The sequence below is a fragment of the Cupriavidus lacunae genome, from assembly GCF_003353055.1.
GTDB classification, from domain to species: domain Bacteria; phylum Pseudomonadota; class Gammaproteobacteria; order Burkholderiales; family Burkholderiaceae; genus Cupriavidus; species Cupriavidus lacunae.
In genome coordinates this window covers 30,169-44,395 of sequence record NZ_QKWJ01000013.1, presented here as the reverse complement: position 1 = coordinate 44,395, position 14,227 = coordinate 30,169, and the positions used below count along the sequence as shown (strand labels likewise).

General features: G+C 68.5%; 15 protein-coding genes. 11 read left to right on the top strand and 4 right to left on the bottom strand.

The annotated features are described in order from the left end of the window. Positions 1 to 92 precede the first annotated feature (92 nt). The 6 genes from DN412_RS13200 (at position 93) to rfaE2 (ending at position 6,526) form a co-directional block, all read left to right on the top strand. Positions 93 to 1,073 (top strand): fumarylacetoacetate hydrolase family protein, encoded by a 981-nt coding sequence (locus DN412_RS13200; RefSeq protein WP_115212053.1) that lies wholly within the window; start codon positions 93 to 95, stop codon positions 1,071 to 1,073. 121 nt (positions 1,074 to 1,194) lie between these two features. Beyond that, entirely contained in the window at positions 1,195 to 2,028 is an 834-nt protein-coding gene (locus DN412_RS13195; RefSeq protein WP_078194747.1) for an enoyl-CoA hydratase/isomerase family protein, read from the top strand. A gap of 74 nt (positions 2,029 to 2,102) precedes the next feature. Then, positions 2,103 to 2,882: a PhaM family polyhydroxyalkanoate granule multifunctional regulatory protein gene (locus tag DN412_RS13190; RefSeq protein ID WP_115212052.1), complete on the top strand. Its 780-nt coding sequence runs from the start codon at positions 2,103 to 2,105 to the stop codon at positions 2,880 to 2,882. Between the two features lie 67 nt (positions 2,883 to 2,949). Next, positions 2,950 to 4,227 carry a patatin-like phospholipase family protein gene (locus DN412_RS13185; RefSeq protein WP_115212051.1) on the top strand — a complete coding sequence of 426 codons (1,278 nt, stop codon included), beginning with the start codon at positions 2,950 to 2,952 and terminating at the stop codon, positions 4,225 to 4,227. A 201-nt stretch (positions 4,228 to 4,428) separates the two neighbouring features. After that, positions 4,429 to 5,292: a ferritin family protein gene (locus DN412_RS13180; RefSeq protein ID WP_078194744.1), complete on the top strand. Its 864-nt coding sequence runs from the start codon at positions 4,429 to 4,431 to the stop codon at positions 5,290 to 5,292. 739 nt (positions 5,293 to 6,031) lie between these two features. Then, on the top strand, positions 6,032 to 6,526 hold the full coding sequence (rfaE2, locus tag DN412_RS13175; RefSeq protein WP_115212050.1) for a D-glycero-beta-D-manno-heptose 1-phosphate adenylyltransferase: 495 nt from the start codon (positions 6,032 to 6,034) through the stop codon (positions 6,524 to 6,526). A gap of 2 nt (positions 6,527 to 6,528) precedes the next feature. Here rfaE2 and DN412_RS13170 read toward each other — a convergent pair whose 3' ends face one another. The 3 genes from DN412_RS13170 to DN412_RS13160 are packed head-to-tail and all read right to left on the bottom strand — an operon-like array spanning position 6,529 to position 8,517. Continuing rightward, positions 6,529 to 6,762, bottom strand: a complete 234-nt coding sequence (locus DN412_RS13170; protein WP_115212049.1) for a hypothetical protein — start codon at positions 6,760 to 6,762, stop codon at positions 6,529 to 6,531. A gap of 43 nt (positions 6,763 to 6,805) precedes the next feature. Continuing rightward, positions 6,806 to 7,648: a type III pantothenate kinase gene (locus DN412_RS13165; RefSeq protein WP_115212048.1), complete on the bottom strand. Its 843-nt coding sequence runs from the start codon at positions 7,646 to 7,648 to the stop codon at positions 6,806 to 6,808. Then, complete coding sequence (locus DN412_RS13160) at positions 7,645 to 8,517, bottom strand: biotin--[acetyl-CoA-carboxylase] ligase (RefSeq protein ID WP_115212130.1); 873 nt, start codon at positions 8,515 to 8,517, stop codon at positions 7,645 to 7,647. The genes DN412_RS13165 and DN412_RS13160 overlap by 4 nt, the downstream gene beginning before the upstream one ends. Positions 8,518 to 8,694: 177 nt before the next feature. Here DN412_RS13160 and DN412_RS13155 point away from each other — a divergent pair, with 177 nt between their 5' ends. The 5 genes from DN412_RS13155 to DN412_RS13135 are packed head-to-tail and all read left to right on the top strand — an operon-like array spanning position 8,695 to position 13,566. Next, positions 8,695 to 9,825, top strand: coding sequence for an MlaE family ABC transporter permease (locus tag DN412_RS13155; RefSeq protein ID WP_115212047.1), 1,131 nt, complete (start codon positions 8,695 to 8,697; stop codon positions 9,823 to 9,825). Next, positions 9,822 to 10,670 (top strand): ABC transporter ATP-binding protein, encoded by an 849-nt coding sequence (locus DN412_RS13150; protein WP_115212046.1) that lies wholly within the window; start codon positions 9,822 to 9,824, stop codon positions 10,668 to 10,670. The genes DN412_RS13155 and DN412_RS13150 overlap by 4 nt, the downstream gene beginning before the upstream one ends. Next, positions 10,667 to 11,608: an MlaD family protein gene (locus DN412_RS13145; RefSeq protein ID WP_115212045.1), complete on the top strand. Its 942-nt coding sequence runs from the start codon at positions 10,667 to 10,669 to the stop codon at positions 11,606 to 11,608. The genes DN412_RS13150 and DN412_RS13145 overlap by 4 nt, the downstream gene beginning before the upstream one ends. 43 nt (positions 11,609 to 11,651) lie before the next feature. Then, positions 11,652 to 12,293, top strand: coding sequence for an ABC-type transport auxiliary lipoprotein family protein (locus DN412_RS13140; protein ID WP_244222648.1), 642 nt, complete (start codon positions 11,652 to 11,654; stop codon positions 12,291 to 12,293). Between the two features lie 19 nt (positions 12,294 to 12,312). Further along, positions 12,313 to 13,566 (top strand): VanZ family protein, encoded by a 1,254-nt coding sequence (locus DN412_RS13135; RefSeq protein WP_115212043.1) that lies wholly within the window; start codon positions 12,313 to 12,315, stop codon positions 13,564 to 13,566. An 8-nt stretch (positions 13,567 to 13,574) separates the two neighbouring features. Here DN412_RS13135 and pcp read toward each other — a convergent pair whose 3' ends face one another. Continuing rightward, the gene (pcp, locus tag DN412_RS13130) at positions 13,575 to 14,225 is read right to left on the bottom strand and encodes a pyroglutamyl-peptidase I (RefSeq protein WP_115212042.1); all 651 of its coding nucleotides are present in this window, start codon (positions 14,223 to 14,225) and stop codon (positions 13,575 to 13,577) included. Between the last annotated feature and the right edge of the window lie 2 nt (positions 14,226 to 14,227).

The window sequence follows — 14,227 nt, the reverse complement described above, 5'->3', positions numbered from 1 at the left end:
TGCGCAGGCTTGGAGCCCCCGATTAGGCGCTAGACTAGCGGCCATTGCGCCTGCCCCGCGGGCGCTCCCCCGATCCCTACCGCACTGCATCCATGAAACTCGCAACCCTGAAGGACGGTTCGCGCGACGGCCAGCTGGTGGTCGTGTCGCGCGACCTGAAGACCGCCCACACCGCCAGCGACATCGCCGGCAAGCTGCAGACCGTGCTTGACGACTGGCAGTTCCTCGCGCCGCAGCTGCAAGACTTGTACGACGCACTCAATGGCGGCCGCGCGCGCCATCCCTTCCCGTTCGCGCCCAAGGACTGCATGGCGCCGTTGCCGCGCGCCTACCAGTGGGCCGACGGCTCGGCCTATGTCAACCACGTGGAACTGGTGCGCAAGGCGCGCGGCGCCGAGATGCCGCCGGAATTCTGGACCGACCCGCTGATGTACCAGGGCGGCTCGGACGACTTCGTCGGTCCGCAGGACGATATTGTCTGTGCGAGCGAAGCCTTCGGCATCGACTTCGAGGCCGAGGTGGCCGTGATCACCGGCGACGTGAAGATGGGCGCCACCCCCGAGCAGGCCGGCGAAGCCATCCGGCTGGTGATGCTGGCCAACGATGTCTCGCTGCGCAACCTGATCCCGGCCGAGCTGGGCAAGGGCTTCGGCTTCTTCCAGAGCAAGCCGGCCACGGCGTTCTCGCCGGTGGCGGTGACGCCCGATGAACTCGGCGAGGCCTGGCGCGAGCGCAAGGTGCACCTGCCGATGACCGTGCACTGGAACAGCAAGAAGGTGGGCCAGCCCGACTGCGGCACCGACATGGTGTTCGACTTCGGCCAGCTGATCGCCCATATCTGCAAGACCCGCAATGTGCGCGCCGGCAGCATCGTGGGCTCGGGCACGATCTCCAACGTCGACCGCAAGAAGGGCTACTGCTGCATCGCCGAGAAGCGCATGCTCGAGACCATCGACGAAGGCAAGCCGTCGACCGAGTTCCTGAAATTCGGCGACGCGGTCAAGATCGAAATGTTCGATGCGCAGGGCCATTCGGTATTCGGCGCGATCGACCAACTGGTGGCGGCGGCCTGAGGCACGCAGGGGCCACGTGTGTGGCGGCGCGCCGGATATGCATATAATTAACCGACCGATCGGTTGGCAAATTGACGATACCTCCGGTGCCCCGCTAACCACGTATTTCACAGGCCCCCCTATGACTACCCCCACCGCTGACACCACACCCCTCTCCCCCCGCTACGAGCGCTATCGCGCCCTGACGCTGCGCCGCCACGGCCCCATCCTGGAAATCATCATGGGCGCGGCCCAGTCGGCCAACCAGAAGCTGGCCACGGCGGACGCCAACATGCACCGCGAGCTGGCCGAGATCTGGCGCGACGTATCCGCCGACCCCGAGGTGCGCGTGGCGCTGATCCGTGGCGAGGGCAAGGGCTTCTCGGCCGGCGGCGACCTGGCGCTGGTCGAGGACATGGCCAACGATTTCGAGACCCGCACCCGCGTCTGGCACGAGGCGCGCGACCTGGTCTACAACGTCATCAACTGCGACAAGCCGGTGGTCTCCGCCATGCACGGTCCCGCCGTCGGCGCCGGGCTGGTGGCCGGCCTGCTGGCCGATATCTCGATCGCTGCCAGGACCGCGCGCATCGTCGACGGCCATACCCGGCTGGGCGTGGCCGCGGGCGACCATGCCGCCATCGTGTGGCCGCTGCTGTGCGGAATGGCCAAGGCCAAGTACTATCTGATGCTGTGCGAGTCGGTCAGCGGCGAAGAGGCCGAGCGGATCGGCCTGGTCTCGCTGGCGGTGGAAGAGGATGAACTGGTGGCGCGCGCCTTCGAGGTGGCCAACCGGCTGGCGGCGGGGTCGCAAACCGCGATCCGCTGGACCAAGTACGCCCTCAACAACTGGCTGCGCATGGCCGGCCCCGCTTTCGATACCTCGCTGGCGCTTGAATTCATGGGCTTTGCCGGGCCCGACGTGCACGAAGGCATGGCGAGCCTGCGCCAGAAGCGGCCGCCACAGTTCAGGTAACGACGACGCAGCCGCCGGCCCGACGGGCCCTCCTGGCCAATCCCGGGGCTGCGCCGCATACGGAGCGCGTAACCATGTTCGGACAGATTCCCGATTTCACCAACGGCTTCGACTTCATGCGCCGCCTGTGGGGCAGCGGCACCGGCATGTCCGCCGGCATGATGCCCGGCCTGCAGGCCATGACCCCGCCGATGGACCTCGACGACCTCGACAAGCGCATCGCCGACCTGAAGGCCGTGGAGAGCTGGCTGCAGCTGAACACCAACCTGCTGCGCACCACCATCCAGGGCCTGGAAGTGCAGCGCGCCACGCTGGTGGCGCTGCAGACTTTCGGCAATGCCCTGTCGCCCGAGGCGATGCAGTCCGCGATGGAAAACGTCGCGCGCGCGGCCAACACGCCCAGCGCCGCGGCACCGGAACGCACCGGCGCGGATACCGGCAGCAGTAGTGCGCAACAGGAGCCGCCTGTCGCCGAGAGCCCGCAAGCGGCTGCCAGCGACACCGAGTCCGCCTTGCCGCCCAATGCCGGGCTGTGGTGGGACATGCTGCAGCAGCAATTCAACCAGATCGCCAGCAGCGCCGCGGCGGCCAGCATCGCACCGTTCGGCATGGGTGGCTTCGGCGCACCCGGCGCCGCCAGCGCGGCACAGGCGAGCGCCGCAAAACCGAAGCCCGCCGCGCCAGACAAGGCCGCTGCCACCGGCACGGGCAAGCCCGCCGCCAAGAAGGCGCCGGCGAAAAAGGCACCGGCCAGGAAGCCTGCCAAGGCAAAGCTGGCGAAGGACGAGGGCAACGGCGACGACAATGCCGGGAATGGCAGCGGCAACGCCACCAACGGCAGCCGTACCACCTGAGCACCGGATCGAGCCCCGAACCGAGCCCAAACTCCCGACTGCCCGACCCTTCGTCCACGCCGACGCAATGCACCGCGAGCCCCTCCCGGCAGCCTACTCCGCGCCGCAATCCGGACCCGACCCCGCCGCCACTGCGCTGATCATGATGGGCGGCGGCGCGCGCGCCGCGTACCAGGCAGGCGTGCTGAGCGGGCTGGCCCGCATTGCCGAACGGGTCGGCAAAGGCCATGGCGCGATGCCGTTCGGCATCATCGCCGGGACTTCGGCTGGCGCGATCAACGGCGCCGGACTGGCGGTCCAGGCGGCGAATTTCCAGGCTGCCACGCAGAGCCTGGGCGCCCTGTGGCACAGCATCCATGCCGACGACGTCTACCGCACCGATGTGCTGCGCGTGGGCGTATCGGGGGCACGCTGGCTGTCGACGCTGGCGCTGGGCTGGGCCACGCAGCGGCGCGCGCCGCGCGCGCTGTTCGACAACACGCCGCTGGGCAGCATGCTGGGCGAGCTGTTCGAGCCCGCGCGCGTGCAGGCCAGCCTCGACAGCGGCGCGCTGCAGGCGTTCGCGGTCACGGCGCTGTCGTACAGCACCGGGCGCCATGTGACCTTCTACCAGTCGCACCACCGCATCCATCCGTGGCACCGCAGCCAGCGCCTTGCCGTGCCGGCGCAGATCACGGTGGACCACCTGCTGGCGTCGTCGTCGATCCCGTTCCTGTTCCCGGCCATGGCACTGGAGCTCGATGGCCACCATGAGTGGTTCGGCGACGGCACCATGCGGCAGATGTCGCCGCTGTCGCCGGCGATCCACCTGGGCGCGTCGCGCATCCTGGCGATCGGCGCGGCCTCGCGGCAGCGCTCGGGCTGGTTCGACACCATGCCGGGGGGCGGCTATCCGTCGCTGGCGCAGGTGGGCGGCCAGGCGCTGGCCAGCATCTTCCTGGATGGCCTCAATGCCGACCTGGAACGGCTGCTGCACATCAACCGGCTGCTGGCGCGCATGCCCGAAGTCGCTGGCGACCGCGAGGGCTGGCGCCCGGTGCAGGTGATGACGGTCGCGCCGAGCGAGCCGATCGAAGCCATCGCCGCCGAGCACACGAAGCAGTTGCCGCGCACGGTGCGCGCGCTGCTGGCGCCACTGGGCGGCACCGAGGCGCGCGGCGCCGCCTTTGCCAGCTACCTGCTGTTCGAGCCGGCCTTCACCCAGGCGCTGATGGCGCTGGGCGAGCGCGACGCCGAGGCCCAGGCCGACGAACTGGCGGCCTTCCTGTACGGCATCGTTCCGGGCACGGCGCCGGCCACGCCAGCGGCCGGCGAGCGCACGGGCGCGCAGGCCGTTTCTCCCTGAGTCCCCGCCGTCACATGGGGGCCAGCCAGGCGCCGCGGCTGGCACATTGGCGCGCCGGCACCCCGGAAATCGCCCGCAGAATACGCGCGACTGCGCCAAACCCCGTCAAAAAGCGTTGCATTTGCCCCGATCCGGACTAAAAAAAGGAGAAGAGAATAATTCGCATCTGTTAGAATCTGCCCGTAATTTCAAAGGCTTACCATGCTCTACCCCGAACTGTTCAAATCGTTGGAAGCCGTCCGCTGGCATATGGACAAGGACATCCCCTGGGAATCCTTCGACGCCAGCATGCTGACGGACGACCAGGCCAAGACCATTCGCATGAATGCGATCACGGAATGGTCCGCCCTGCCCGCGACCGAGATGTTCCTGCGCGACAACCGGCACGACTCTGACTTTTCGGCGTTCATGAGCATCTGGTTCTTCGAGGAACAGAAGCACTCGCTGGTGCTGATGGAGTACCTGCGCCGCTTCCGCCCGGACCTGGTGCCGACCGAAGAGGAACTGCACGCAGTGCGCTTCGAGTTCGACCCGGCCCCGCCGCTGGAAACACTGATGCTGCATTTCTGCGGCGAGATCCGCCTGAACCACTGGTACCGCCGCGCCGCCGAATGGCACACGGAACCGGTAATCAAGCATATCTACCGCACCCTGTCGCAGGACGAAGCCCGCCACGGCGGCGCCTATCTGCGCTACATGAAGAAGTACCTGGCCCAGTTCGGCGACAGCGCGCGCGCCGCCTTCGCCAAGATCGGCGTGCTGATGGCATCGGCGCGACGCACCGAGAAGCCGCTGCACCCGACCAACCTGCACGTCAACAAGGCGCTGTTCCCCAACGACACGGTGCAGTCGCGCCTGCCGGACCCGGACTGGCTCGAGCACTGGCTGGACGAGCAGATCCGCTTCGACGAAGGCTGGGAAAAGAAGGTCATCGAACGGATCCTGCACAACATGTCGCTGCTGTTCGAACGCACCTTCGAGACCGTGCAGGACCTGAACCGCTACCGCAAGGAACTGAACGCCAGCCTGCAAGGCACCGGTGGCGCCCAGCCGGCGCAAGCCTGACGCCAGTCCTGCAGCACGAAAAAAAGCCCCGCCGAAGCGGGGCTTTTTTTCTGCCTTATCTACCTTACGCATTCCCGACAAATGCGACCCGCCGCGGCACACCGGACCTGGTCCGGCTCTGGCGGGTATTCTGCATTACTGTTTTCCTTATTCTGGAAAATCAAGTGCCTGGCATGATAAACGAGCCGGCTGCGATGCAGGTAGTAACCGGTTACTACACCATTTGAATGTCGTCCCACACTCTGTCGCGCGGCGACTGCAAACCCATGCCCGACGCCCCTTCGCCGAATTTACTTATATCGAAAAATAAAACACTTAAATCACGAGACGATTATCACAACGCTTACGCATTCCATATCCCATATTACGATTCCATTTAATTCATGGTGTAATACCCAGCAATTCCGATAACATTGGAATAACCGCCAGCAACGGCTGGCGATTCTCCGCGGCACCATTTGCCCGGGTGGAACCGCGGCAGCGCCTTCACGGCCAGGTTGCCGCCCCCCCCCCCAAAAAAAAGTCCGCTCGCCCGCAACGTACGGGCGACGCGTGGATTGCACGGCAACATTGCCGTCAGCACATATTGATAACCGGCGCGCGATAACGCCGGCGAGGTTGCCAACGACGCGGCCGTCGCGCTGTGCATGGCGGGCTAGCACGCTGCAAGAACGGGTACCATTCGGGCAAGCACGCCGGCTCCGCGATGGGGCCGGCCTCCACCTTCAGATGCCGACCCATGTCCGTACCCGCTTTCGAATCCAAGCTGACCCTGCCTGACAACCCCGCCGCGCTGGCCGCGCGCATCACTGCGTTGCCGCGCCCGCTGGTGTTCACCAACGGCGTGTTCGACATCCTGCATCGCGGCCATGCCACCTACCTGGCACAGGCGCGCGCACTGGGCGCAAGCATGGTGGTCGGGGTCAACAGCGATGCTTCCGTGAAGATGCTGGGCAAGGGCGACGACCGCCCGCTGAACCATGAATCGGACCGCATGGCGCTGCTGGCCGCGCTGGAATCGGTCGACCTGGTGGCGATGTTCCGCGAACAGACGCCGGTGGAGCTGATCCGCCTGGTGCGCCCCGACATCTACGTCAAGGGCGGCGATTACGATATCGACACGCTGGAAGAAACCCGACTGGTGCGCAGCTGGGGCGGCCAGGCCTATGCCATCCCCTTCCTGCACGACCGCTCGACCACCAAGCTGCTGAGCAAGGTGCGCCAGGGCGGCTGAGCCTACGATGCCGGCGCCGACGCCGGCACGGATCCCGGCGGCTGCAGCTGCATCCGTTCGCCGCGCACCTGCTGCTCCAGCCGCTGGGGCTCGCGCGGCGTTTCAAACCATCCTGACAGCGGGTTCGCACCGAATGCGCCGAGCACCGCCGCCAGCAGCAAGGCATTGGCGCATAGCAGCAACAGCAGCGCGATGCGCAGCGAGCGTGGCGGGTCGGACTGGCCGGGTGTGGTCATGGATCGGGCCGGAGCGGTGCGTGTGGGTGTGTGCGTGGTGCGGCTAGGCGCCGGCCGATGCCATCGCATGCAGGCCGAGCAGCACCAGATTATCGTGCATCGCGAACGGCACCGCGAGCGCGCCCGCCAGCGCGCTGCGGGCCCCGCCGGACAGCAGGCAACGCGCAGGACGAGCATCCGGTGCGCGCTCACCGAGCGCGCGCCAGGTGCGTTCGATGGCGCCGGCCTGCGCGGCCAGGCAGCCCGCGGCGATGGCGTCGTGCGTGTTGTCGGCCCAGCGCCGCTGCATGCCGGCCACGCTGCCGGCATCGCCGACGTCAAGCGCCGGCAATTGCGCCGTGTTGCGCGCCAGCGTGCCCAGCATCAGCGCCAGGCCGGGCAGGATCAGGCCGCCTTCGAAGCGCGCGCAGCCGTCGGCGGCCACGGTGACGATATCCAGCGTGGTGGCGGTCCCCGCGGTCACCACCAGCAACGTGTCGTGCGGCAGCCAGCGGTGCGCGCCGACCGCGCCGACCCAGCGGTCCACGCCCAGCTGGGTGGGTTCGCGATAACCATTGGCCAGGTTGCCGTGCGCGGCGGCGCTGCGCACCCACTGCACCGGCGCGCAGCCGCCGAAGGCATCGACCAGCGCGGCATCCACGGCGGCGGCAATCACCGGCCCGGCCACATTGCTGATCCACACCGACGGCATCGGCCCGCTTGCGCGCAGCGCGCGCAGGTCAGCCGCCAGCGTCTGCAGCGCGCCCTCGTCGGCATGCGCGACCGCGCCGCCGTGCTGCCATGGCGTGGGCAGCGCGCCCGTGGCGGGCAGCGCCGCACCGGATTCGCACCAGGCCCACTTGAGGCGGGTATTGCCGATATCGACCAGCAGCCGCGGCGCGCTCATGCGGCATCTCCCTGCCCCGGGGCGGACCGCAGCGACAGCTCGCCGCTGGCGATGCGCTCAAGCCCGGCCGGCGTTTCCAGCAGCAGGTGGCCAGCTTCGTCGACGCCGCGGGCCATGCCTTCGGCAATCACCTTGCCATCGTGCAACAGCCGCACCGGCTGGTCGCGGTAGGCATCGGCGGCGGACCAGCGCCGCGCCATCGGCCCGAAGCCGTGCGCGAGGAAGTCCGTGCGCATCGCCGCCAGCCGTTCCAGCAGCGCGGCCAGCAGGCGTGGCGCGTCGCGCTGTGCGTCAAAGCCGGGCATGGCTTCGGCCACGCCGGCCAGTCCGCGGCCCAGTGCCGCTTCCATCTGTGCGTCGCGCACCAGGTTCAGGCCGATGCCGATCACGGCCCAGACTTGCCGCGGTCCGGCCGGCACCGACTCGATCAGGATGCCAGCCAGCTTGCGGCCATCGATCTGCAGGTCATTGGGCCACTTCAGGCCGAGCCGCGCTCCCAACGTTGCATCGACATCGCCCAGGGCCTCGGCCAGCGCCAGGCCCACGGCCAGGCTCAGGCCGCTCAACTGCGCCGGCGCCAGCGCCAGCGGCAGCGCCACCGAGAACGTCATGCCCGCCTGCCCCTGCCAGGGCCGGCCCTGGCGCCCGCGCCCGGCGGTCTGGCGGTAGGCCAGCCGCAGCCTGCCGGCGTCGGACCACGGTGCCTGGCGGCAGGCCGCGGTGAGATCGGCATTGGTGGAGCCGGTTTCCTCGACCAGCTCCAGCGTCCAGTCGCGCAACGCGGGCGACAGCATGGCGCGCAGCGCGCCGGCATCGATGCGCCACGCACCGGCGGGAAGATCGGATGGAGTCGGAGGAACGGCGGACATGCGCGGCAAAGGGCTGGGATCGATGGCGATCGTGGAAAACACAGACACGGACAAGGTGCGGTCCGGGTGCCCGTGGCTGATGCCGCATTGTAGCCGTGCCGCAGCTTCGGCACGGCGCGGTCGCGCCAGCGGGGCGGGTGGCTTAGAATCGAGACTCGGCCATCACATCGCACGCCCTTGGAACGCCAGACGACGCCAGATTTCGATATCACGCGCGGGGACGGAACCGTCAGCGTAGCGCTGCGTGGCGACTGGACCGCGCTGGCGCTGGCCGGCTGCCACCAGGCGCGGCAATTGCGCGCGCAGCTGCATGAGCTGGCGCAGACGCCAGACAGCGCGCAATGGTCACTGGCCGGGGTCGAGCGGCTGGACCATATCGGCGGCCAACTGCTGTGGCAGGCATGGAATGGCGCGCTGCCGCAACGGCTGGATGCCAGCGAGGGCCAGCGCCGCGTGTTCGCGCGTATCGCCGCGGTGCAGAGCGAGGGCTGGAAGAAGCACATGGTGGACCGCTTCAACCCGTTCACGCTGTTCGGGGCCAACGTGCTGTCGTTCGGCGCGCAGCTGCGTAACGGCATCACCATGCTGGGCCAGCTGGCCTTCGACCTGCTGCGCCTTGCGCGCATGCCGCAGCGCGGCCCCTGGCGCGAGATCTCGGCCAATATCTACAACGTGGGCTACAAGGCGCTCGGAATCACGGCGCTGGTGGGCTTCCTGATCGGCATCGTGCTGTCGTATCTGTCGGCCAACCAGCTGCGCACCTTTGGCGCCAGCACCTTCATCGTCAACATTCTCGGCATGGCGGTGATCCGCGAGCTGGGGCCGGTGCTGGCGGCGATCCTGATCGCGGGGCGCTCGGGATCGGCCATCACCGCGCAGATCGGCGTGATGCGCGTGACCGAAGAGCTGGATGCGATGCGCGTCATGGGCATCTCGCACGGCTTCCGGCTGATCATGCCGCGCGTGATCGCGCTGGCCATCGCCATGCCGCTGCTGGTGGCCTGGACCGACGTGGTGGCACTGGCCGGCGGCATGCTGGCCGCGCGCATGCAGCTGGGCATCAGCGTCACCTTCTTCCTGCGCGAGCTGCCCGATGCGGTGCCGGTGGCCAACCTGTGGCTGGGGCTGGGCAAGGGTGTGGTGTTCGGCATCCTGATCGCGCTGACCGCGTGCCACTTCGGGCTGCGCATCAAGCCCAACACGCAAAGCCTGGGCGAAGGCACCACCGCCTCGGTGGTGAGCGCGATCACCATCGTGATCCTGGCCGACGCGGTCTTCGCCATCCTGTTCAAGGACGTGGGATTGTGAACGCGGCGCAAGCAAACGCTACCCCGGAACGCACCCGGGACCGCACCCCGGTCATCGAGGTGCGCGACCTGGTCAAGCGCTTCGACAAGGCAGTGGTGCATGACCATGTGAACCTGGACGTCTACCGCGACGAGGTGCTGTCGGTGGTGGGCGGCTCGGGCAGCGGCAAGACCGTGCTGCTGCGCCAGATCGTGGGACTGGAGCGGCCCACCTCGGGCACCATCAAGGTGTTCGGCGAAGACCCGGCCCGGCTGCGCCCGGCGCAACTGCAAGTACTGCGCAACCGCTGGGGGCTGCAGTTCCAGCGCGGCGCACTGTTTTCGGCGCTGTCGGTGATCGACAATATCGCGCTGCCCCTGCGCGAGCTGCGCGCGCTGCCCGACAACCTGATCTGCCAGGCGGCCATGCTCAAGCTGCAACTGGTGGGGCTGTCGGCACGCGATGCCGACAAGATGCCGTCGGACCTGTCCGGCGGCATGATCAAGCGCGTGGCGCTGGCGCGCGCGCTGGCGCTCGAGCCCGAACTGCTGTTCCTGGACGAGCCTACGGCGGGGCTGGACCCGATGGCCTCCGACGACTACGTGGCGCTGATCCGCGAACTGCGCCGCGAACTGGGCCTGACCGTGGTGATGATCACGCACGACCTGGACACGCTGGTGGCGCTGTCCGACCGGGTCGCGGTGCTGGCCGACCACAAGGTGATCGCCGCCGCGCCGATTCCGGAAGTGGTGAAGGTGGACCACCCCTTCATCCGCGAGTATTTCCTGGGCGATCGCGCCCAGCGCGCCATGCAGGCGCTGCCACCGCACGGGCAGCCGGATGCTGCGCCCCCTGGAGAAGCATGATGGAAAACAAGTCACACGCATTCCTTGCCGGCGTGTTCACCATCGGCCTGGCCGTGCTGGTGCTGTTCGCGATCTTCTGGTTCAGCAGCGACCATGCCGTGCGCGTGCCGTATGACCTGATCACGCGTTCCACCGTCAACGGCCTGCAGCCGCAGGGCGACGTGAAATACCGCGGGCTTGCGGTGGGCAAGGTCGAGTCGATCAAATTCGACCCGCAGGTGCCGGGCCAGATCATCGTGCGCGTCACCGTCAACCGGGACACGCCGATCACGCGCACCACCTATGGCACACTGGGCTTCCAGGGCGTGACCGGGATCGCCTACGTGCAGCTCGACGACTCCGCCGCGCACGATGGCGCCGAGACCTCGCCGCCGCTGCCGACCTCGCCCAAGGCGGTGGCGCGCATCGCCATGCGGCCGGGCTTCTTCGAAGAGCTGGAAAAGCGCGGCGACTCGCTGCTGACGCAGGTCGAGACCATGATGGCCTCGCTCAACGACATGTTCCAGGGCGCCAACCGTGACGAGCTGATGGCGGCGATCCGCTCGGTGCACAAGACCGCCGAGGACTACTCGCGGCTGTCCGACTCGCTGGCGCCGGCCGCCAACCGGCTGCCCAAGGTGGCCGAGAACCTGAACGCGACGCTGGAATCGACCCGGCGCCTGACCCAGGAGCTGGCCAACCCCAACGGCACGGTGATGCGCACCGTCGACAGCGTCGGGCGCGACATGCAGGGCGCGGCTGCCTCGGTGCAGACCGCCGCCGGCAATTTCAACCAGGAAACGCTGCCGCAGCTCAACGGCCTCGCGCGCGACGCACGCCTGACCGCGCGCAGCTTCGAGCGCGCCGCCGGCCGCTTCGACGAAAGCCCGAGCAGCGTACTATTCGGCGCGCCCGCGCCCGCGCCGGGCCCGGGCGAATCCGGCTTCAACGCGCCATAGCCGTGTGCGCGCCTCCATCAATCGCCACTGCCGAGACATCGCCGTGACCCCTGCGACCGAGATGCCAAGCCTGCGCCGACCCGCGCCCTCTTTCCTGTCAGTCCGCCTTGTCGCGTTGCTGGTGACCGCCGCCGCGCTCGCGCTGCCGGGCTGCGCCCTCACACATGGCACGCCTACCGTGACCTACGACCTGGGTCCGTCGGCCGCCGGCGGGAACGCCGCGGCAGCAAAACTGCCCAAGCTGCGGGTGGCGCAGACCGATGGCCCCGACTGGCTGGAGGGCAACGCCCTCTACTACCGGCTGCAGTACGCGCAGGCCCAGCGGCTGCAGGCCTATGCCACGCAGCGCTGGGTGATGTCGCCCACACGCCTGTTCGACAGCCGGCTGCGCGATGCCGTGTCGGCGCAGGGTGCGCTGGCCTGGTCCGGCGATACCGGCGTGCCGGCCCTCAAGGTGGACCTGCTGGCGTTCGAGCAGGTCTTCGACAGCGCCACCACCAGCCAGGGCGTGGTGCGCCTGCGCGCCACGGTGTACCGCCAGGGCATGATCGGCCAGCAGACTTTCGAGGCGCGCCGGCCCGCTGCCAGCGCCGACGGCGCCGGCGGCGTCAGGGCGCTGGCCGAGGCCAGCGACGCGGTGATCGCGGCGCTGCTCGACTGGACCGGCACGCTGCAGCTAAAGTAAAACTGCAAGGAGAATTGCCATGGAGCCGGCTCCCCCGCCGCCCTCCGCGCCGCCCCAGGCGGCTCAGTCAATGCCTGAACCCTCCGGCCGGCAGCACTCGCCGCTGGCCCGCGTGGGGCTGCTCTGCTTCACGCTGCTGGTCGTGTACGCCAGCCTGTACCCGTTCTCGGGCTGGGTCGACAACGGCGTCTCGCCCTTTGCCTTCCTGACCGCGCCCAAGCCGCGCTACATCACAGAGTTCGACCTGCTGACCAATGTGCTGGGGTACTTCCCGTTCGGCGCGCTGGTGGTGCTGTCGCTGCATCCGCGCATGTCGGGCGGGCGCGCCACGCTGGTGGCGCTGGTGGCCGGGGCGCTGCTGTCGACCTGCATGGAAGCCCTCCAGACCTGGCTGCCAAGCCGCATTTCGTCAAATATCGACCTGATCACCAACGCGCTGGGCGCGCTGCTCGGCGGCGCCGTGGTGGCGCCGTTCACGCACATGCTGATCGACGACGGCCGCCTGACGCGGCTGCGCCAGGCCTGGTTCGAGCCGCATGCCAGCTTTGCCATCATCCTGCTGATGCTGTGGCCGTTCGCCCAGGTGTTTCCGCAAGAGCACCTGTTCGGCATGGGCAGCATCGTGCGCGAATGGCTGACCGACCCGGAATCGTGGCCGATGCAGGTGCTGCAGATGCTGTTCCCCCAGCTGGAGGCCTGGCAGGGCAATATCGGCCTGCGGCCCGAGGACATGCAGAGCCAGCAGCTGCTGGAATCGCTGGTGACCGCCAGCAGCTGGATCGGCACGGGCCTGTTCGCCTCGATCGGGATGCGTCGCAACGCGCCGATGCTGCGTATCCTGGCCGGCCTGCTGGCCGCCGCGCTGTTGCTTAAGGCCACCGCGACCGAGCTGCAGTTTCCGACCGAAAGCGCCTTTGTCTGGCTGTCGGAGGGCGGGCGCTTTGCGCTGCTGACCAGTTCGCTGGTGCTGGCGCTGCTGCTGTACCTGCCGCGCTGGCTGCGCGCGATCCTGGCGATGGTTGCGCTGGTCATGCTGGTGGTGCTGACCAACGTGCTGCCATCCAACCCTTACGCGTGGATCTCGGAGCAAGGCTGGCGCATGGGCCGCTTCATCCACTTCAACGGCCTGGCGCAATGGCTGGGCTGGCTGTGGCCGTTCCTGGCGTTCTGCTATGTGATCTGGCGCTTCGAACAGGTCAGCCTGCGCCGCCATGCCCTGAAAAAGAAAGCCGCGGCACGCCGTGAGGCGGCCGCGGCCGGAACACAGGAATAGCGCGGGCCCTAGTGCAGTTGCCCGCCCTGCTCGCGCACATCGGCGCGGGTGGACAACGCCGTCGCCACCGCCGCGCGCAACCCCTTCACCAGCGTTTCCTGCGCCAGGCTCGGCTGGCCCGGATGGCGCGCCGCCTGCTCGGGCAGGTAGGGAATGTGGATAAAGCCGCCGCGCACGTCGCCCCCCGGCTGCCGCGCCAGCCGGTGCATCAGCCCGTAGAAGACATGGTTGCAGACGAAGGTGCCGGCGGTCTGCGACACCGAGGCCGGCACGCCCGCCGCGCGCATGTCGCGCACCATCGCCTTGATCGGCAGCGTGGCAAAGTAGGCGGCGGGGCCGTCCGGGGCGATGGCGGTATCGATGGGCTGGGCGCCGGCGTTGTCGGCGATGCGCGCATCGTCGACATTGATCGCCACGCGCTCGACCGACATCTCGGCGCGCCCGCCGGCCTGGCCCACGGCGATCACCAGCGCGGGGCGCAGCACATCGACCAGCTCGCCAATGGTGTCGATCGCCGCGCCGAACACGCACGGCAGCTGGCGCGCCACGATCACCGCGTCGCCGACGCGCTCGCCGTCAAGCGCGCGCACCGCCTCCCATGACGGATTGATCGGTTCATTCTCGAACGGCTCGAAGCCGGTCAGCAGCACGGTACGCATGG